The following is an 18,234-nucleotide window of genomic DNA, read 5'->3' on the forward strand; positions in this document are numbered from 1 at the left end:
TCGTCTTCGACCGCGGCGGCCGGCGTCGGTGCCGCGGACTCGTCTTCGTCTGCAGCGGTCGAGGATGACGCCGCAGAATCGTCCCCGACCGCAGCGGCCGGTGGTGGCGCCGCGGACTCGTCCGTGATGGCGCGGAAGCTCAACGTCTGCTCCCCAGGCGACTCCTGGCGCCCGTCATCCATGGCCGTGCTCACGGCAGACGCCCCGCTCGAACCATCTCGACCTCCTGGCCGACCCTTACGACGTCGCCGACGATGACGATCGCCGGCGGCCGTATACCAGCCGCGGACACGCGGTCGGCCACGGTGGAAAGTGGAGCCACAACCGCCCGCTGGGTCGGAAGAGTACCGTCCTGTACCACCATTACGGGAGTCTCCGGAGGGCGTCCATCTCTCAGGAGTGCCTCGGCCACCTTCGCCAGCCTCTCGACGGCCATCATCAGCACCAGCGTGCCCCGCGAACGGGCCAGCCCCGGCCAGTCGACGGTCGATTGGGGGTCGTCCGGCGCGACGTGCACGGAGATCACGTGAAACTCCTGGCTGGCCCCGCGATGCGTCACCGGGACCCCGGCCGCGGCGGGCACCGCCACGGCGCTGGTGATGCCGGGAACCACGAGGACCGGGATGCCCGCGCGGGCACAGGCGATCATCTCTTCGCCGCCGCGCCCGAACACGAACGGGTCGCCGCCCTTGAGCCGGACCACGAACTTGCCCTGTCTGGCCCGGTCGATGAGCAACTCGTTGATGGACTCCTGCGAGAGCGACCTGCCATAGGGCACTTTGGCCGCGTCGATGAGCTCGACGTCGGGTGCGAGCTCGTCGAGGAGGGCGCGGGGCGCGAGCCGGTCGGCGACCACCACGTCGGCCTGCGCGAGGAGCTGCCGCCCCCGCACGGTGATCAGGCCGGGATCGCCGGGCCCACCGCCGACCAGGGCCACGCCGACGGGTTTGGTACGGCTGCGGCGGGCATCGACCGTGCCGTCGCGCAGCGCGCCCACGACCGCGTCCCTGATGCCGGCCGCCCTGCGCGGGTCGCCGCCGGCGGTCACCGCCACGGTGATCTCGTCGACCCGCCCGGAGGCGGGGGTCCAGGCGGCGGAGGCGTCCTTGTCGTCGGCGCGCACGCACCAGATCCGTTTGGCCTCGGCCTCGGCGGCGACGGCGGTGTTGACGGATCTGTCGTCGGTGCAGGCCTGGACGAGCCAGGCTCCGTCGCAGTCGCCGACCTCGTAGGGCCGGGCGTGCCAGGTGATCCGGCCGGTGGCGATCAGGTCGTCGAGAGCCGGCGTGACGCTCGTGGACACCACGGTGACCTCGGCACCGGCCTCCAACAGCGCCGGAACCCTTCGCTGGGCGACACGCCCGCCGCCCACGACGAGGACCCGGCGCCCGGAAAGCCGCAGGCCAAGGAGGTAGGGGCCCATGCTGGGGAATCTCCCGTTCGCGAAGCTTGGTGTGTTAAGAGGTAAACCTACCGGGTCTTACCGAGAGATTTATCGGCCGTCAAGAAGCGGCTGGTGAGGATCCCAGCGGGGCCCGCCATTATCGTCCTTCCGGCGTCTGGCCATCGCTGACAGCGCCTCAAGGATAACCCGGTTCCCGAGGAACGCGGTGATGTCCGCATGATCGTACGGCGGAGCCACCTCGACCACCTCCATGCCGGCCACCGGCAGTTCGTAACAGATCCGCCGGACCGAGTCGAGGAGTTGCCTGGCCGACAGCCCGCCCGGCTCGGGCGTGCCGGTGCCGGGCGCGTGCCCTGGGTCGCAGACGTCGATGTCGACGGACAGGAAGATCTGGTCGCACTCGTCGAGCGCGATGCCGAACGCCTCGGTCAGGCACTCCTCCAGCCCCCGGGCGACGATCTCGGTCATCTCGTACGAGCGCATGTGCTGCTCGGCCATCCAGCCGAGCGTCTCGGGGCCCGGCCAGTAGCCGCGCAGGCCGATCTGCAGGAACCGGTCACCGCGGATGGCACCGGACTCGATGAGCCGGCGCATGGGCTGGCCGTGGCCGTACAGGTGGCCGAAGGCGATGTTGCCCGTGTCGGCGTGCGCGTCGAAGTGGATCATCGAGGTGCGGCCCGGCTCGTACGCCCTGGCGGTGCCCCTGGCGTCGGGCAGCGCGACCGTGTGGTCGCCGCCCAGGACGAGCGGCACAGCCCCGGAGGCGGCGACGCGGTGGACCGCGTCCTCGATGGCGGCCAGCGAGGACTCGACGTCGCCGGAGTAGCACTCGACGTCGCCCGCGTCGAGCACACGCAGGTCCTTGAGCGCGTCCACGCGCAGCGCCAGGCTGGGCCTGGAGCCGTCGTGCGGCAGGTAACAGGCCTGCCGCAGGGCCATCGGGCCGAACCTGGCTCCGGGACGGTTGGAGGTCCCACCGTCGAACGGAGCCCCGATGATCACTACGTCGGCGCCCGCGTAGGTCGCCGGGTCGCCGACGTCGCATCGGTCGACGCCGAGGAAGGTGATATCGGGCCCGTACATGGGGCCGTATCTCGACATGACCCCATCATCACACGGGTTTTTCCGTCACTCCCGCCGAGTCGAAGGTGGCGACCTCGTGCATGACACGTACGGCGGCGCAGACGATCGGGTAGGCCAGCAGCCCGCCGGTGCCCTCCCCCAGCCGCAGCTCCAGGTCCACCAGGGGGCGCAGACCGAGGTGTTCGAGGGCGGCGGTGTGGCCGACCTCGGCAGAGCGGTGCCCGGCGACGCAGTGATCCAGCGCGGCGGGGTCGAGCGCGGCCGCCACGAGGGCGGCCGACCCGGCGATGACCCCGTCGAGGATCAGCGGCACGCGGGCCGCGGCGCCGCCGAGGATGAAGCCCACCAGCGCCGCGTGCTCGAAGCCGCCCACGGCGGCCAGCGCCCGCAGGGCGTCGCTGGGCAGGGACATGACGGAGTTCACGCCGTTCACCCGGAGCGCCTCGCGGATCACTTCCACCTTGCGGGCGTGGGTCTCGTCGTCGATCCCGGTGCCCCTGCCCGTGACCTCGACGGGGTCCCGGCCGGTGAAGGCGGAGATCAGCGCGGCGGAGGCCGTGGTGTTGGAGATGCCCATGTCGCCGGTGATCAGGCAGCGGGCGCCGCCCGCCACCAGCTCGCGCGCCACCGAGATGCCGGCTTCCAGAGCCTGTACGGCCTGATCCACGGTCATGGCCGGACCCACGGACATGTCGTCCGTACCGTAGCCGATCTTGCGCTTGACCAGGCCAGGCGCGTCGGGCAGGTCCGCCGCGACACCGACGTCGACCACGGTCACCGTCGCGCCCACCTGCTTGGCGAAGGCGTTGGCCACCGCGCCGCCCGACAGGAAGTTGGCCACCATCTGGACCGTGACCTCCTGCGGCCACGGGGTGACGTTCTGGGCGTGGACGCCGTGGTCGGCGGCGAAGATGGCCAGGGCTGCCGGGTCCGGCATGGGCGGCGGGGTGGCGCCCGCGGCGCCCGACAGACGTACCGCGACCTCTTCCAGCGCGCCGAGCGAGCCGCGCGGCTTGGTGAGACGGTCCTGGTAGGCCCGGGCGTCGGCGATGGCGCGCGGGTCGGCGGGGCGAATCGCGGCGAGCGTCTCAGCGAGCACGGCTTACCTCCGGGTAGGGATCAGGGGACCAAGTTGGAGCGCTTCCTCGTAGCGGTCGATGACGACATCGGCCAGGGTCTCGCAGTCGCCGATCACCTCGGCGCAGCGGATGTCGAGCTCGGGGTGGCCGGCGCCATAGGCCAGCGCCTGCGCCCACACGCGCTCCAGCATCCCGCCCGCGAACAGCAGGTACGGCACGACGATCACGCGCTTGGCACCCAGGCGGCGGCAGCGCTCGAGCCCGCCGGGGACCCCGGGTGGCGTGACCGACACGAAGGCGGTCTCGACCGTCATGAAGTCATAGGCGTGCGTCTCCCAGAACAGCCGGGAGACACGGTGGATCTCGGCGTTGCCCGTCGGGTCGGTGGAACCCTCGCCGACCAGGACGACCGCGGTCTCCCCGGGCTCGATGTGGGCAGGCGGCTCGATGGCCGCCGAGTCGACGGCCCGCAGCCGCGGGCGGCCGCCGACCAGCTCCAGCGGGCGCAGTTTGGGTATCTCGGTGGCGGCGTCGTTGAGCCGCTCGGCCAGCAGCGCGAGCACGCGCGGGTCGGGCCCGAGCGGGCGGCCGTAGTCGCACATCAGCGTCGGGTGCCGTTCCTGCACCCGCGCCATCTCGGCGGGGAACTCCGCGCCCACCCGGTTGAGGCTCAGCGGCAGCGCCACCAGGCGGTGGTGTCCCCGGGCGACCAGGGAGGCGACGGACTCGCTCACCCGTGGCGTGGCGCGCTCGAGATAGCCGCCGGAGACGTCGGCGGCCCGCTGGTCCAGACGGCATCGGAGCCTGTGGACGAACCTGCCGAACTCGGCGGAGTCGGCGTCATCGTTCGAGCCCTGCCCGATGAGCAGGAGCGGGGGCTTCATTGAGGGATTCTCCGGTGCGTAGGCAAGACACGCGAGGATAACCGATGCGTGCCGGTTGGGACAGGTCACGCCACACGCGAGGGGGTCGCGTGCACGACGAAGACTGGGTCGGCCGCGGTCAGGCTATGCGATCCGTCCGGCTGAATGGTGAGCTTTGAGGCGATTATCTGCGTGCCCTCGGCACGATAGCCGTGCTCGCGGAGCCGGTCGAGCACCGCGGAGACCTGTTCGACCGACTTGAGCGCGCAGACCAGCGTACGGGGGCGGCGGGCGGCGCAGGCGACGATGACATCGGCCCCGCCCCCGCCGACGAACACGGCGTCGGGATCGGGCAGCGGTTCGAGCGCGGGTGGCGCCTGGCCCCTGGCCAGCGCCACTTTGACGCCGTGTTCGAGCACCGCGGCGCGCAGCCGGGCGCAGGCCGCGTCGTCACGCTCGACGGCCACGACGGCCGCGCCGAGCCTGGCGCACTCGACGGCGATCTCGCCGGAGCCGGCGCCCACGTCCCACACCAGGTCGCCGAGCCTGGGGCCGAGCTTGGCCAGGATGTACGCCCTGGCCTCGGCCGGGATCGCGGTCGCGGACGGCAGCGCCCACTCGGCCGGCCCCGGCTGCGCACCCGCCACCCAGCCGGGCTCTCTGGCCTGGTGAAGGGGGTCGATGACGAGCACCACGTCGGGGTCCTTCCACGGCCGGGTGGTGGCCTCACCCATGCGGCTGTGGGTGACCCGCTCGTCGGGCCCGCCGATGTCCTCGCAGACGATGAGCTCGCGCGGGGTGGTCGGAGCCAGCTCGCGGGCGATGTCACCGGGCCCGACCCCGGGCGCGACCAGCAGGGCCACCTTGGGGTGCGCTCTGCAGGCGTTGACCACGCGGTTGAGCTGGTGCGGGCCGGCCGGGGCGACGACCAGGGCGTCCTCCCAGTTGAGCCCGGCGCAGGCGAAGGCGCGGGTGACCAGCGAGGTGGCGGGGAGCACGTCGGGCTTGAGCCCGTGGGCGCGCAGCCTGCGTACCACGCCGAAGAAGCCGGGATCGCCCTCGGCGACCACCACGGCGGCGCCCTCGCCCTGCTCGAAGTGGCTGTCGAGGGTCTGGAGCAGCGACCCGTCGGCCACGACCGGCGCGGTCAGCTTGAGCTGCCCGATGATGGCGTCGGGCCCCACCACGAGCGTCGCTCCGCGCAGCCGCTCGACCGCCCTGGCCGACAGCTCTGATCCGTCCCACCCGACCACTGTGATCATGGGCCTCACCACCTCACCACTAAGGGTGACTGTTGCTGAGGAGTTTCACAAAGGGGTAGGAGGGCCAGTCCGGTGTGCCTGTCCGCACGAACCAACCCTTAGCTCAGATCGGACGGGATGAGACTGTAGACGACCAGGTCCCGGCCCTGGAGCGCGTTGCGCACCACGCCCTCGCGGACGAAGCCCGCCTTCTCCGCGACACGCTGCGAGGCCACGTTGGAGACCGCGGCGCGCAGTTGCAACCGCACGAAACCCTGCGTGACGAACAGCCAGCGGGACACCGCCCGCACCGCCTCCCCCGCGTACCCCTTGCCGCGGGCCCAGGGCGCGGTCATGTAGCCGACCTCCACCGTTCGGTTGGCCCAGTCGGCGTCCCTGAGGTCCACGTTCGCCACGAAACGGCCGCCGGCCAGTTCCGCCACGGCGTAGGCGATCCCGTGTCCCCTGGTCCGTGCCCGCTCGGCGGCGCCGATGAACGCGCGGGCGTCCGCCTGGGTGTAACCGCGCGGCAGCCCGGTCTCGGCCTGGGTGAGCGGGTCGGCGCCCGTGGCCGCCAGGTCCGCCACATCCGCCTCGGCCAGCGGTCTGAGCAGCAGTCGCTGGGTACGCAGCTCGGTCCGGGGCAGCGTCTCGAAAGGGGCGCGACTGTCGCCGCGCAGCAGGCCGAAGATCACCAGATCATGCGGCCCGTCGTCCTCCATCGCGGCGTCACGGAGCACGCCTTCCCAGGTGAAGCCCGCTTTCTGCGCGACGCGCAGCGAGGCCAGGTTGTCGAGGTTGGCCGTCAGATCGATCCTGCGCAACTCGGTGGTGGCGAACACCCAGTCGACCAGCCCGCGCACGGCTTCGGGGGCGAAGCCGCGGCCCCGGTAGAGGGGGTGCACGCCGTAGCCGACCTCGGTCGTGCCCGCGCCCCACGCGGTCTTGAACAGGCTGATGGCGCCGACGACGCGGTCGTCGGCGTCGGCCATCGCCAGGTGCACGCCCTGCCCGGAGCGCCGCAGCTCGTGCACGCCGGTCTTGAGCCAGTGCGCGATGCCCGACACCTTGGCGGGCGTGCCGGGCGGCAGGAACTGGACACCGGACTGCACGATCGACCGGATCCGGTCGGCGTCCCTGGTGCTGAAGGGCCGGAGCACGAGCCGCGCGGTGGTGATTCTCACGCCGGGATCGAACACCCTCGGCAGGGTACACACTCGCGATGTTTGCTCATGAAAGCGGGGGTAGGCGCAGGGGAGAGGAAGAAGTGGAGGTGGTGAGCAGTGCGGCTCGACTTCATCCGGCCGCTCTTTGAGCGCCGCGGGCCGTACGCGTCGGTCTATCTGGCCGGGCTCACTCAGCGCGACCGCGAGCGACACTGGCAGGTGCTGCGCCGCCGGCTCCGTGGCGAGGCGGACCCGGCGACGCTCGACGCCCTGGAGGCGGAGGCGGCCGGGGCGGCGGCCGGGCGGGCGATGTTCGCCACCCACGGCGACGTGGTGCTGGCGGAGACGTTCGCCGAGGAGCCGGCCGCGCTGGCCGCGTACTCGCCGTTGCCGCTGGTCACGCCCATGCTCATGCTGCGCGGGGAGAACGTGCCGCATCTGCGGGTCATCGCCGACCACGCGGGCGCCGAGCTGACCGCCTTCGGCGGCGGCTCGCCCCGCCGGTCCACCGTGGAGGCCACCTCGTGGCCGCTGCCGAAGACCGCGCAGGGCGGTTGGTCGCAGAAGCGGTACGAGCGCGCCGTGGAGGAGGCGTGGGAGCAGACCGCGGTGGCCGTCGCGCACGAGATCGACGAGCAGGTCCGGCGGCTCGGCCTCGAACTGATCGTGCTGGGCGGCGAGCCGAAGTCGCGCGCGCTGCTCTGCAACCACCTCGGTACGAAGTCCGCGGACCGCGTGATGATGGTCGAGCACGGCAGCCGGGCCGACCACGGGCAGTTCGTACGCGACGCCGAGACCGCGCTCGACGCCTACCTCGAGCGCCGCCGGGCGGAGCTGCTCGACCGGCACCGCGAGGCCGGCGGCCCCACCGGACGGGCCGGCGTCGCGCACGCCCTGCGGGAGGGCAGGGTGCACGCGGTGCTCATGCCGGGCGAGCTGCCGCAGCCCATGTGGATCGGCGGCGGCGGCACGCAACTGGCCCCCGACGCCGGGGAGCTACGCGGCTGGGGGGTCGACGAGCCGCGGCCGGAACGCGCGGACTCCGCGCTGGCCAGGGCCGCGACCATGACGGACGCCGAGCTGTGGTTCACTCCGGAGGTCGCGGACGTGGCGGCGGTCATCAGGTACTTATGATCACTTCCAGCGTCCTGGGCCCGTGTACGCCCTCCACCCGGTTGAGCTCGATGTCGCTGGTCGCCGACGGCCCGCTGATCCAGGTCAGCGGGCGGACCGGGTCGAGCCTGGCCACCGCTTCGGGGACGCCGGCCACGATCTGGTCCGCGCGGACCACGCACAGGTGATAGTCGGGCACCAGGGTCTGCGCCCTGCGGCCCTGACCGGGGCCCGCGTCGAGGACGATCGTGCCGGTCTCGGCGATCGCCACCGCGCAGCCGGTGACCACCCCGTCGGCGCCGTCCAGCTCGGCCACCGTGCCGCCCGCGACGCCGCCGGGCACCCGCCACTCCGGCGGCAGCCCGTCCGGCACGACCATCCGGCGGCCGGCCACCAGCTCGGTTATCTTGCCGGGCACCTCGGCCGAAGGCAGCACGTGCACGACCGCGCGGTAGTCGTCCACCCGCTCGGCGAACAGCCCCACCAGGTCCTCCACCTGCGCTGCCGTGCGGTAGCCGCGCGGGATCGCCACCTCGGGCGCGCCTTCCACGGCTCGGCGGACCCTGGCCAGGATCTCGTCACGCGCGCTCATTACGCTCCCACCAGTCTCTGAACGATTCTTCCGGGATCTCCGGCAGGTCCCGGGTGTCGGTCCAGGCCGACAGCGGGCCCGGCAGGCGTTTCGGCACCACCTTGCGGAAGCGGGTGGCCAGGCGTTGCGCCTTCGACAGGCGTACCTCGTCGTTGAGTATCCAGCCCGCCACGCGCATGCCCACGCGCTCGGCCGGCGCGTGGCGGACCTTGGCGCGCAGGTCCACGAGCACCTCGGGGATGTCGATGGCGACCGGGCACACCTCGTAGCAGGCGCCGCAGAGGCTGGAGGCGTACGGCAGCGAGGCGTCGAGCTCCGACGACATGCCCCTGAGCTGCGGGGTGAGGATCGCGCCGATCGGGCCCGGGTAGACCGAGCCGTAGGCGTGGCCGCCCGCGCGTTCGTAGACCGGGCAGACGTTCAGGCAGGCCGAGCAGCGGATGCAGCGCAGCGCCTGGCGGCCCACCTCGTCGGCGAGCACGTTCGTGCGGCCGTTGTCGAGCAGCACCAGGTGGAAGTCCTGGCCCTCGGTCGAGCCGGTCCACATGCTGGTGTAGGGGTTCATGCGCTCGCCGGTTGAGCTGCGCGGCAGCAGCTGCAGGAAGACCTCCAGGTCGCGCCAGGAGGGCAGCAGCTTCTCGATGCCGACCACACTGATCAGGGTCTCCGGCAGCGTGAGGCACATCCGGCCGTTGCCCTCGGACTCCAGCACCACCAGCGTGCCGGTCTCGGCGATCATGAAGTTGGCGCCCGAGACGGCGACCTTGCTCTTGAGGAAGCGTTCGCGCAGGTGCAGCCGGGCGGCCTCGGCCAGCGCGCGTGGCTCGTCGGTGAGGTCTTCCGGGACCGGGCGCATCTTGTCGAGGAAGATCTCGCGGATCTCGGCCCGGTTGCGGTGGATCGCGGGGACCAGGATGTGGCTCGGGAAGTCGTCGCCGAGCTGGACGATCAGCTCGGCCAGGTCGGTCTCGTAGGCGGTGATGCCCTGCGCGGCCAGCGCCTCGTTGAGGCCGATCTCCTGGGTGGCCATCGACTTGACCTTGACCACCTCGGTCTCGCCGGTGGCCTGGACGAGCCGGGTGACGATGCGGTTGGCCTCGTCGGCGTCGCGGGCCCAGTGGACGTGGCCGCCCGCCCTGGTCACGGCCTCCTCCAGCTGGACGAGGTAGCGGTCGAGGTGGCGCAGGGTGTCGTCCTTGATCGCCTTACCGGCCGCGCGGAGCTCCTGCCAGTCGGGGAGCTCGTTGACGACGTTCGCGCGCTTGCCCCGGATGGTGTGCGTGGCCTTGCGGAGGTTGTAGCGAAGCTGAGAGTTCTGTACGGCCTGCGCCGCATTTGTCGGGAAATTTCCTGGCATGCCGATGAATGTCGCGCTCATTGGGCGTCGCCACCTTTGGTGGAAGCTTCGGTCGAGGCGAGGATCTCGGCCAGGTGCATGACCCGGACCCCGGTCCGCTGGCGGCTGAGTGTGCCGCCGATGTGCATCAGGCACGAGTTGTCGGCCGCGCACAGCACCTCGGCGCCCGTGTCGAGCACGCTGCGTGCCTTGTCGGCGCCCATGGCGGCGGAGACGGCCGGGTTCTTGACGGAGAACGTGCCGCCGAAGCCGCAGCACTCGTCCGCCGCCGGGAGCGGGACCAGCTCCAGACCCCGGACGTTCTGGAGGAGCCTGGTCGGGCGGTCGCCGAGGTGCAGCCCGCGCAGCGAGTGACACGTCGGGTGATATGTCACCCGGTGCGGGAAATATGCGCCTACGTCGTCGACTTTCAGGACGTCCAGCAGGAACTCGGAGAGCTCGTAGACCTTGGGCGCGACCTCGGCGACCGCCGCCGCTCCCCTGCTGCCCGGCCGGACCAGCTTGGGGTACTGCTCGCGCACCATGGCGGCGCACGATCCGGACGGCGCGACGACCGCGTCGTATCCGGCGAACACCTCGGTGAAGCGGCGCGCCAGTCGTACGCCCTCCTCGCGGTAGCCCGTGTTGACGTGCATCTGGCCGCAGCACGTCTGGGCGGTGGGGAAGTCCACCTCGCAGCCGAGCCTGCGCAGGAGCGACACGACGGCCTTGCCGGTGCCGGGGAAGAGCGTGTCGTTCACGCACGTGATGAACAGGGCGACTCGCACAACTCTCCTTCCGATGTATGGTCTGACCACAGTATGGTCAGACCATATCGAATCCACACCCAGGGGGACAGTGGTGACCGACTGGCGTCCCGTCCGGCGGACTCGCACATTCGAGGACGTACTCGCACAGATCGAACGGCGCATCGCCGAAGACGGTCTCACCGCCGGCGACCGGCTGCCCGCCGAGCGCAGCCTGGCCGAGCAACTGGGGGTCAGCCGCTCGTCGGTGCGGGAGGCCATGCGCGTGCTGGAGACGCTCGGCGTGGTGTCGTCGCAGGTGGGCCGGGGGCCGGACGCCGGGGCGGTGCTGACGTCCCGCCCCGACACGGCGCTCACCGACCTGCTCCGGCTGCATCTGGGACTGGCCAGCCTGGAGCTGCGCGAGGTGATCGACACCCGGCTGATGATCGAACGCTGGGCGGCGACACACGCGGCCACGGCCGGGGCCGACACCTCCGGCCTCGCCGCCGCCCTGGCGGGCATGGACGCGGCGCGGTCGGCGGAGGAGTTCGTCGAGCACGACACCGCCTTCCACTGCGCGCTGGCGGACGCGTCGGGGAACCGGCTGATCTCGGCCATCATGCGGTCGCTGCGCGACACGATGCGGCGCTACTCGGTGGAGGCGGTGACGCGACTCGGCGACACGTCCGTGCTACGGGCCGACCACGAACGCATTCTCACGGCCGTACAGGCGGGCGATGCCGAGGAGGCCGCGACCGCGGTCGCCGAGCACCTGGCCCACGCGTACCCGTCTCTTAGCTGAAAGTGGCCCGGTGGTCCCGGACCCAGGACTCGTAGGAGGCGGCCGGGCGGCCCAGCACCGACTGGACGTCCTCCGAGACGTGCGGCCAGCCCACCTCCTTGAGCATGGTCCAGCCCGTGGCCGCGACTTCGACCAGGGTGGGATCGGCGCCCGAGGCGAGCATCTGCTCCTTGGCCGTCTGGATGGGGATCTCGACGGTCGCAAGCGGGCGGCCGAGCACCTTGGCCAGGATCGCCACCTGGGCGGGGACGCTGAGCAGCTCCGGACCCGTGAGCTCGTAGGTCCGCGAGTCGTGCGCGCTCGTGGTGAGAGCGGCCACCGCCACGGCCGCGATGTCGCGCGGATCGATGATGGGCTGCGCGCCGTCGCCGGTGAAGTTGGGGATCGGACCGCCCGCCTTGACGGCTTCCGCCCAGCCCAGCGAGTTGGAGGCGAAGCCGGCCGGGCGGAGCATGGTCCATGACATGCCGCTCGCCTTGATGGCCTCCTCGCCCGGCACGTGCCACGATCTGACGTCGGCGGGGTCGTCGGTGTCGCCCGTGCCGACGGCCGAGAGCTTCACCACCTTCTTGACGCCCGCCGCTCTGGCCGCCTCGATCATGGCCTGGTCGTGTTCCTTCAGCTTCTGGCCGAATCCGGTCAGCAGAAGGGCGGCCGACACGCCCTCGAACGCCTGCCGCAGCGATCGCGGGTCCTCGAAGTCGGCCTGGACGGCTTCGCCGCCGGGCGCGCGGGAGAGGTCCCGGGTCATGGAGCGGACGTCTTCACCGCGCTCGAGGAGGAGGCGGGCGGTCAGACTGCCTATGGTGCCCGTGGCACCGGTGATCAGAATCATGTCTTTGAGGCTGGCAGCGCACCTCCCTCTGGTTATAGGAAGAATCGGCACATGAGCACAGCACTTCCGAGAGCCGGACGGATCCACGTCCGGGAGCCCGACACCGCGCCGATGGTGGCCTTCCGCACGGTCGACGGGGACGGGCGCCTGTACGTGCTGGGGCCGCGCACGCGGGCGTCTTACCTGGCGCCCAAGGACGTGCCGCACTGCGTCACGGTACGACTGCGCCCGGAGACCGCCCGGCCCCTGCTCGGAGCGCCGATGAGCGAGCTCGTGGATCAGATCATCCCCCTCCGGGACCTTTGGGGGGCGCGAGCGGACCGGCTGGCCGGCGAGCTGGCGGACCTGGTGACGGGAGAGGACTGGGCGGAGCGGGTGATGACACGGCTGGAGGCGGCCTTCCGCGACCGGCTCGCCGCGCAGCCGTCCGCCGACCTGGACCGGGCCGGCCTGGTGGGCGCGGCGGCGGCGCTGCTCTCGGCCGGAGCGGCGCGGCCCCCGGTGACCGAGGTGGCCAGGGAGCTGGGGGTGAGCGAGCGGCACCTGCGCAACCTGTTCACGGGTGGCGTAGGCGTCCCGCCCAAGCGGTTCGCCCGCATCGACCGGGTCCGTGGCGTGCTGGCCAGGGTGTGCCGTGAGGAGGCGGCGTCACTGGCCGCCGACGCGGGCTACTACGACCAGTCGCACATGACGGCGGAGTTCCGTGAGGTGATGGGGGTGCCGCCGAACGCCTACCGTGCGGGCCGGCTGCCCGTCCCCAACGCCTGCTCAGCCGGCTGAGTCGGCCTGCAGGCAGGTGGCGCCCGAGCAGGCGTGCATCCTCGACAGCCGTTCCTGGAGCCCCAGCAGGAGCTGCGGATCCGCGAGCCGCGCGAGGTTGTGCAGCTCGTACGGATCTCGGGTGAGATCGTACAGCTGGAGCTCGCCGGTCGAGTACCTCACATACGTATACATATCCGTCCGCAACGCCTCATAGGCGGGCACCGGCGTCTGCGCGGCCGACGACACGTCGGCCGGCCTGCTGAACTCGACCAGCACGTTCCGCCGCCACGGCGACGGGTGCTGCCCCTGCAACAGCGGCACCAGCGACCGCCCTTCGACGAACGGCGGCACCGTGGCCCCGCCGAGCGCGGCGAAGGTGGTCGCCAGGTCCACCGTCGCCGTCAACTCCTTGATCGTCGAGCCTGGCGCGATGCCCGGCCCGCGCACCACCAGCGGGACGTGGATGGACTCCTCGAACGGGGTGGTCTTGCCCTGCTGGAGGCGATGGGTCCCGAGATGGAAGCCGTTGTCGGAGGTGAAGAAGATGTAGGTGTTGTCGAGCTTGCCGGTGTTCCGAAGGGTGGTGATCACCGAGTTGACGAGGTCGTCGACGCCGAGCATGGCCCGCAGCCTCCTGCGGTAGCGCTCGTCGATCTCCTCGATGGCCTTGCGCGAGAACGGCGGCCTCGACCGCAGCCACTCCGGCTCCTCCGACACGTCCGGCTGGTCGAACGACGGCGTGCGCGGCGCCCGCGCGTCGGGGAACGCGTCGACGTGCCGGATGGCGGGGTTGGCCGGGTTGTGCGGCGCGATGGGGGCGAGGTACAGGAAGAACGGCTGCTGGGCGGCGGTGATGAAGTCACGGGCCTTGCCCGCCAGCACGTCCTCCAGGTAGTCCTCCTCGCCCCAGCCGTGGTCCACCAGCTTCCCGTTCTCGTTGAGGCGGTAGCCGTACTCCTGGTACAGGTCGCGTACGGGCACGTCCCACTCGTGCCAGCCGGGCGGCACGTACGTCTCGGCGGCGGTGGTGCCCGGATAGTGGTTGAGGAACTTGCCCATGAGCCCCGTGCGGTAGCCGGCCTGCTGCATCCAGGTCCCGATCGTGGAACGTTCCAAGCCCAGAGTGTGGAAGCGGTCGAAGCCGCCTTCGGGTGCGGTGTTGGTCCACACCCCATGGCTGTGGACGTACTGGGAACGCAGGATCGACGTGCGCGACGGGCAGCACCAGGAGTTCGTCACGAAGAACCGCTCGAACGAGGCGCCCTGCTGCACCAACTGCTGGGTTATCGCGGGAAAGTACGGGAGCGTCCCGTTCTCCAGGTCGTCCGCCACCACGAAGACGATGTTCGGCCGGGCAGCCCCGGAGGCCACCGCCGGCCGCATCATCGGCGCCACCGCCGCTGACAGCAGCAGCAGAACGCAGGCGAGGCGACACAGCACGTTAACCACGCAGCTAATTTCCCCGAAAGATCATGCATTGACACCCGGCACCTCGACAGCCGTAATAGAACTTAATTCCGGAGGTGTCACATGAAGCTCGGCTTGCAGCTCGGCTACTGGCAGCGCAACGCGGACGACGCGACCGAAACGGTCCTGACGGCCGAACGGCTCGGCTACGACTCGATATGGACCGCCGAGGCGTACGGCAGCGACGTCTTCACCCCCCTGGCCTGGTACGGCGCGCGTACCTCGCGCATCAAGCTCGGCACGTCGATCGCCCAGATGTCGGCCCGGCCGCCGGTCACCACGGCGATGACCGCGATGACGCTCGACCACCTCACGGGCGGGCGGCTGCTGCTCGGCATCGGCGCCTCGGGACCCCAGGTGGTCGAGGGCTGGTACGGCCAGCCGTTCGCCAAGCCGCTGACCAGGACCCGCGAGTACGTCGACATCATGCGCCAGGTGTGGCGCCGCGAGGAGCCGGTGACCAGCGACGGAGCGCATTACCCGCTCCCCCTGCCGGACGGGCTCGGCAAGCCGCTCAAGCTCATCACCCACCCGCTGCGGCCCGACATCCCCCTCTATCTCGGCGCGGAGGGGCCCAAGAACGTGGCCCTGGCCGCCGAGCTCGGTCAGGGCTGGCTCCCGCTGTTCGCCTTCCCCTCCAAGATCGAGGAGATGTACGGCGAGGCGCTGTCGGGCGCCGCGCCCGGCTTCGACGTCGCGGCCATGGTCATGGTGGTGATCTCCGACGACGTACGGGCCGCGCTCGACGGCGTGAAGATGATGCTCACGCTCTACATCGGCGGCATGGGCGCCAAGCACCGCAACTTCCACGCCGACATCATCGGCCGGATGGGCTTCGCCGAGGCCGCCGAGCGCATCCAGGCGCTCTATCTGGCCGGGAAGAAGGACGAGGCGTTCCAGGCGATCCCGGATGAGCTGGCCGACGGCATCTCGCTCGTCGGCCCGCCCGGACGGATCAAGGAACGCCTCGAACTCTGGCGTCAGAGCCCGGTCACCAGCCTGCTCGTGATGGGGCCCCGTGACGAGCGGTCACTGACGATCATCCGCGACCTCGTACTGAACTGACGCTAGTCGGGGCGCGGGGCCGGGTCGGTGGTGACCGATTGGAGCAAGGGCCTGCTCAGCGCCCCCGCCGCGATCACCCCGGCGAACCCGAGCCCGACGCAGACGACCAGTGTGATCACCCCGGTCGCGTTCACCGCGCCGATCATGAACGGCGAGGCGCAGAACGCGCCGACCAGGATCGCGCCGCCACCCATCACGGTGAGCGGGATGAGCGTCTCGGCCCTGCGCGCCTTGTCGAGCACCTCCAGCGGCGTGCCCGCCAGGCGCAGCAGCCCGTACGTCTGGCGGCGGTCGAGGATCGAGGAGGCGGCGGTGATCCCGGCACTGGCGATGGCCACCAGGAACGACACCGACAGCACGACCACCGTGCCCGCGCGGACGTCGGCCAGGATCTGGACGCCGAAGTGGTCGTCGTCGGCCTCCGTGGTGGGCGTGTGCCCGGGAACGAGCCCGGCGAGGGCCGTACGGGCCCGGTCGACGGTCGCGGCGTCGGCCGAGGTGCCGAGCGCGACGGCGACGAGCTTCTTCGCCGGTTTCACCGTGGCCGTGATCCCCGCCGCCTTCAGCCGGGTGCGCGCCTGCTCGGCCACGGTGGCCGTCTGATCCGCCGGGACGGCCACCTGGAGCTGACCCGTGGTGGCGGAGCCGCTGAGAGCGCCTGGGCTGAGCAGGCAGAGGAACCCGGCGACGAAGCCGGTCATGGCCACCCCGCTCACCGTGCGCCACGCCGAACGCGGATCGTCCACCAGCCGGCGGCCCGCCAGCAGCCGCGCCGGCCGCCTGGCCCGCCCGGCTGTGACGCGCCCGATGATGCCGACCACCCACGGGCCGACCAGATTGACGCAGAGGAACGCCAGGCCGATCACCACCGCGATGGGGCCCACGGCGTTGCCCCGGCTCAGGAACGGAACGGCGGCGAGCACCGCGAGCAGGACGACGACCCTGATGAAGCGCATCGCGGGTGGCGTCTCCCGCTTGGCCACCCCGAGCGGGCTGACGACGACCCGCCGCAGCCCCACCACGGCCGACAGCCCCACCAGCAGCGGGACCGCGACCAGCAGCCCGCCCAGGACCAGCGGGCTCGGCCACAGGTCGGAGACGAACCACGGCCCGCCGCCGATCTGGATCCCGGCCAGCAGAGGCGCCGCCAGGGCGTAGGCGAGCGTGCCCGTGACCGCCCCCGCGAAGGCCACGATCACCGCCTCGGCCACGGTCATCCCGACCACCTGGCCGGGCGTCGCGCCGACCAGCCTGAGCGTGGCCAGGCGCTGGTCCCTCCTGGCCACGGTGAGCCGGGCCGCCGCGCCCCCGAACACGAGCAGCGGCACGACCATGAGCACGCTGGCGATGAGCGCCAGCACCTGGTAGGCCTCTGCGTCGTCCATCGGCTCCCCCGCCAGGCTCGCCACCTTCACCGGGCTGTAGCCGACGATCCAGTCGTCGCTCCTCGGCCTGGTCAGCTCGGGCGCGTCCGGCTTGTGGCCGACGACCGCGACGAGCTCGCCCGGGTAGATCAGCGCCTCCTCGCCGAGCACGCCCTTGGGGTTCGGGAAGCGGGCGGCGAGCTGCTCGGCGGGCAACTGCCCGGCCAGCTCCTTCAGCGCCGGGGAGAGCCAGACCTCGCCGGGCGCGGGGAAGCGGGCCATGCCGGGCGGCGCGGGCGCGTCCGCGCCGAGCGCCGCCAGGTCGATGATGGTGATCTCCTTATCGCGTACGTAGTCGTGCCGGGCCGCCTCGATCGCCACGGCCGTGCCCTTGGTCGCGACCGGGTTGCGCCAGGCGCTCCGGTCGGCCCTGGCCCCGAAGGCGAAGTTGGCGGCCACCGCGAACAGCAGCAGCGCCGTGGACACGGCGACGGCGCCCAGGGTCAGCCAGGTGCCCAGCAGGCCCTTGCGGCCACCGCCTTTGAGCAGCCGCCAGGTCAGGTCGAGGTTCACGCGCGCACCCCGCCGGCGAGCAGGTGGCCGTCGCGGACCTCGACCGTGCGGTCGCACCAGCCGGCCACGTTGGGGTCGTGGGTCACCACGATCAGGCAGGCGCCGTTGTGCTTGGTCGCCTCGACCAGCAGCCGCATCGTCTCCTGGCCGGTCGTCTGGTCGAGCGCGCCGGTCGGCTCGTCGGCGAAGACCACCGCGGGCTTGCTGACCAGCGCCCTGGCGATGGCGACGCGCTGCGCCTGGCCGCCGGACAGCTCGCCGGGGCGCCGGGTCTCCATGCCGTGCAGGCCGAGAGGGCCGAACCAGTCGCGGGCCTGCTGTACCGCCTGTGGCCTCGGCACGTCGCCGAGCATCAGCGGGAGGGCCACGTTCTCCTCGGCGGGCAGCTCGGGCAGGAGCTGGCCGAACTGGAAGACGAAGCCGAAGCGGGTGCGGCGCAGCGCGCTGCGGTCGCGCTCGCGCAGGTTGTCGATGCGCTGGCCGAGCAGGTGCACCTCGCCCGAGTCGGGCTTCATGATGCCGGCCAGGCAGTGCAGCAGGGTTGATTTGCCGGAGCCGCTCGGGCCCATGATCGCCACGGCCTCCCCGGCACGGACCGCGAGGTCCACTCCGGCCAGGGCGACCGTCTGCCCGAACCGCTTGGCCAGGGCCCGTCCAACAAGCACATCGTTCATGGCGTCGAGCCTCTCGCCGGACAGGGGCCGGGCGGATCGGCCGGACGTCCTGTCCCCCTCGGCCG

17 protein-coding genes are annotated in these 18,234 nt (G+C 71.7%); 4 read left to right on the forward strand and 13 right to left on the reverse strand.

The window, feature by feature from the left end:
• Positions 1 to 190 precede the first annotated feature (190 nt).
• From cobA to ACGFNP_RS56355, 6 genes are all read right to left on the reverse strand, one after another.
• Positions 191 to 1,423: a uroporphyrinogen-III C-methyltransferase gene (gene cobA / locus ACGFNP_RS56330; protein ID WP_393332745.1), complete on the reverse strand. Its 1,233-nt coding sequence runs from the start codon at positions 1,421 to 1,423 to the stop codon at positions 191 to 193.
• A gap of 69 nt (positions 1,424 to 1,492) precedes the next feature.
• Complete coding sequence (gene speB / locus ACGFNP_RS56335) at positions 1,493 to 2,506, reverse strand: agmatinase (protein ID WP_358332577.1); 1,014 nt, start codon at positions 2,504 to 2,506, stop codon at positions 1,493 to 1,495.
• Between the two features lie 10 nt (positions 2,507 to 2,516).
• Positions 2,517 to 3,587: a nicotinate-nucleotide--dimethylbenzimidazole phosphoribosyltransferase gene (gene cobT / locus ACGFNP_RS56340; protein WP_358332580.1), complete on the reverse strand. Its 1,071-nt coding sequence runs from the start codon at positions 3,585 to 3,587 to the stop codon at positions 2,517 to 2,519.
• 3 nt (positions 3,588 to 3,590) lie between these two features.
• The gene (locus ACGFNP_RS56345) at positions 3,591 to 4,451 is read right to left on the reverse strand and encodes a sirohydrochlorin chelatase (protein WP_358332582.1); all 861 of its coding nucleotides are present in this window, start codon (positions 4,449 to 4,451) and stop codon (positions 3,591 to 3,593) included.
• A gap of 65 nt (positions 4,452 to 4,516) precedes the next feature.
• The gene (locus tag ACGFNP_RS56350) at positions 4,517 to 5,692 is read right to left on the reverse strand and encodes a precorrin-6Y C5,15-methyltransferase (decarboxylating) subunit CbiT (RefSeq protein ID WP_393332749.1); all 1,176 of its coding nucleotides are present in this window, start codon (positions 5,690 to 5,692) and stop codon (positions 4,517 to 4,519) included.
• Positions 5,693 to 5,790: 98 nt separating this feature from the next.
• On the reverse strand, positions 5,791 to 6,855 hold the full coding sequence (locus tag ACGFNP_RS56355; protein ID WP_393332751.1) for a GNAT family N-acetyltransferase: 1,065 nt from the start codon (positions 6,853 to 6,855) through the stop codon (positions 5,791 to 5,793).
• Positions 6,856 to 6,954: 99 nt separating this feature from the next.
• Between ACGFNP_RS56355 and ACGFNP_RS56360 the strand changes: the two genes are divergently transcribed.
• The gene (locus tag ACGFNP_RS56360) at positions 6,955 to 7,971 is read left to right on the forward strand and encodes a Vms1/Ankzf1 family peptidyl-tRNA hydrolase (protein WP_393332754.1); all 1,017 of its coding nucleotides are present in this window, start codon (positions 6,955 to 6,957) and stop codon (positions 7,969 to 7,971) included.
• Here the strand turns inward: ACGFNP_RS56360 and ACGFNP_RS56365 are convergent.
• From ACGFNP_RS56365 to ACGFNP_RS56375, 3 genes are read right to left on the reverse strand one after another with little or no spacing between them, the layout of a single operon-like run.
• Complete coding sequence (locus tag ACGFNP_RS56365) at positions 7,958 to 8,542, reverse strand: lactate utilization protein C (RefSeq protein ID WP_358332594.1); 585 nt, start codon at positions 8,540 to 8,542, stop codon at positions 7,958 to 7,960. The genes ACGFNP_RS56360 and ACGFNP_RS56365 overlap by 14 nt on opposite strands.
• Positions 8,529 to 9,920, reverse strand: a complete 1,392-nt coding sequence (locus ACGFNP_RS56370; RefSeq protein ID WP_393332758.1) for a LutB/LldF family L-lactate oxidation iron-sulfur protein — start codon at positions 9,918 to 9,920, stop codon at positions 8,529 to 8,531. The genes ACGFNP_RS56365 and ACGFNP_RS56370 overlap by 14 nt, the downstream gene beginning before the upstream one ends.
• Positions 9,917 to 10,666: a (Fe-S)-binding protein gene (locus ACGFNP_RS56375; RefSeq protein ID WP_358332599.1), complete on the reverse strand. Its 750-nt coding sequence runs from the start codon at positions 10,664 to 10,666 to the stop codon at positions 9,917 to 9,919. The genes ACGFNP_RS56370 and ACGFNP_RS56375 overlap by 4 nt, the downstream gene beginning before the upstream one ends.
• A gap of 73 nt (positions 10,667 to 10,739) precedes the next feature.
• Here ACGFNP_RS56375 and ACGFNP_RS56380 point away from each other — a divergent pair, with 73 nt between their 5' ends.
• Positions 10,740 to 11,429, forward strand: a complete 690-nt coding sequence (locus ACGFNP_RS56380) for an FCD domain-containing protein (protein ID WP_358332602.1) — start codon at positions 10,740 to 10,742, stop codon at positions 11,427 to 11,429.
• Here the strand turns inward: ACGFNP_RS56380 and ACGFNP_RS56385 are convergent.
• On the reverse strand, positions 11,422 to 12,264 hold the full coding sequence (locus ACGFNP_RS56385) for an NAD(P)H-binding protein (RefSeq protein WP_358332605.1): 843 nt from the start codon (positions 12,262 to 12,264) through the stop codon (positions 11,422 to 11,424). The genes ACGFNP_RS56380 and ACGFNP_RS56385 overlap by 8 nt on opposite strands.
• A gap of 51 nt (positions 12,265 to 12,315) precedes the next feature.
• Here ACGFNP_RS56385 and ACGFNP_RS56390 point away from each other — a divergent pair, with 51 nt between their 5' ends.
• Positions 12,316 to 13,044, forward strand: coding sequence for a helix-turn-helix domain-containing protein (locus tag ACGFNP_RS56390; RefSeq protein ID WP_358332608.1), 729 nt, complete (start codon positions 12,316 to 12,318; stop codon positions 13,042 to 13,044).
• Here the strand turns inward: ACGFNP_RS56390 and ACGFNP_RS56395 are convergent.
• Entirely contained in the window at positions 13,033 to 14,475 is a 1,443-nt protein-coding gene (locus ACGFNP_RS56395; RefSeq protein WP_358332611.1) for a sulfatase, read from the reverse strand. The two genes, ACGFNP_RS56390 and ACGFNP_RS56395, sit on opposite strands and share 12 nt — an antisense overlap.
• 81 nt (positions 14,476 to 14,556) lie before the next feature.
• On the opposite strand from ACGFNP_RS56395, the gene ACGFNP_RS56400 reads away from it, so the two are divergent.
• Entirely contained in the window at positions 14,557 to 15,558 is a 1,002-nt protein-coding gene (locus ACGFNP_RS56400) for an LLM class F420-dependent oxidoreductase (RefSeq protein WP_393332764.1), read from the forward strand.
• Between the two features lie 2 nt (positions 15,559 to 15,560).
• Here the strand turns inward: ACGFNP_RS56400 and ACGFNP_RS56405 are convergent, their stop codons facing one another.
• Positions 15,561 to 17,495 (reverse strand): FtsX-like permease family protein, encoded by a 1,935-nt coding sequence (locus ACGFNP_RS56405; protein WP_393332767.1) that lies wholly within the window; start codon positions 17,493 to 17,495, stop codon positions 15,561 to 15,563.
• The gene (locus tag ACGFNP_RS56410; protein WP_358332619.1) at positions 17,492 to 18,169 is read right to left on the reverse strand and encodes an ABC transporter ATP-binding protein; all 678 of its coding nucleotides are present in this window, start codon (positions 18,167 to 18,169) and stop codon (positions 17,492 to 17,494) included. The genes ACGFNP_RS56405 and ACGFNP_RS56410 overlap by 4 nt, the downstream gene beginning before the upstream one ends.
• Positions 18,170 to 18,234: the final 65 nt, after the last annotated feature.

The organism is Nonomuraea sp. NPDC049269 (assembly GCF_043197155.1).
In the GTDB taxonomy this organism is placed as follows: domain Bacteria; phylum Actinomycetota; class Actinomycetes; order Streptosporangiales; family Streptosporangiaceae; genus Nonomuraea.

Bases quoted from the DNA above. Each gene is read 5' to 3' on its own strand.
- ACGFNP_RS56345 (WP_358332582.1), bottom strand. From the start codon at position 4,451: ATGAAGCCCCCGCTCCTGCTCATCGGGCAGGGCTCGAACGATGACGCC.
- ACGFNP_RS56370 (WP_393332758.1), bottom strand. From the start codon at position 9,920: ATGAGCGCGACATTCATCGGCATGCCAGGAAATTTCCCGACAAATGCG.
- ACGFNP_RS56410 (WP_358332619.1), bottom strand. From the start codon at position 18,169: ATGAACGATGTGCTTGTTGGACGGGCCCTGGCCAAGCGGTTCGGGCAG.
- ACGFNP_RS56385 (WP_358332605.1), bottom strand. From the start codon at position 12,264: ATGATTCTGATCACCGGTGCCACGGGCACCATAGGCAGTCTGACCGCC.
- ACGFNP_RS56400 (WP_393332764.1), top strand. From the start codon at position 14,557: ATGAAGCTCGGCTTGCAGCTCGGCTACTGGCAGCGCAACGCGGACGAC.
- ACGFNP_RS56390 (WP_358332608.1), top strand. From the start codon at position 12,316: ATGAGCACAGCACTTCCGAGAGCCGGACGGATCCACGTCCGGGAGCCC.
- cobA (WP_393332745.1), bottom strand. From the start codon at position 1,423: ATGGGCCCCTACCTCCTTGGCCTGCGGCTTTCCGGGCGCCGGGTCCTC.
- speB (WP_358332577.1), bottom strand. From the start codon at position 2,506: ATGTCGAGATACGGCCCCATGTACGGGCCCGATATCACCTTCCTCGGC.
- ACGFNP_RS56350 (WP_393332749.1), bottom strand. From the start codon at position 5,692: ATGATCACAGTGGTCGGGTGGGACGGATCAGAGCTGTCGGCCAGGGCG.
- ACGFNP_RS56365 (WP_358332594.1), bottom strand. From the start codon at position 8,542: ATGAGCGCGCGTGACGAGATCCTGGCCAGGGTCCGCCGAGCCGTGGAA.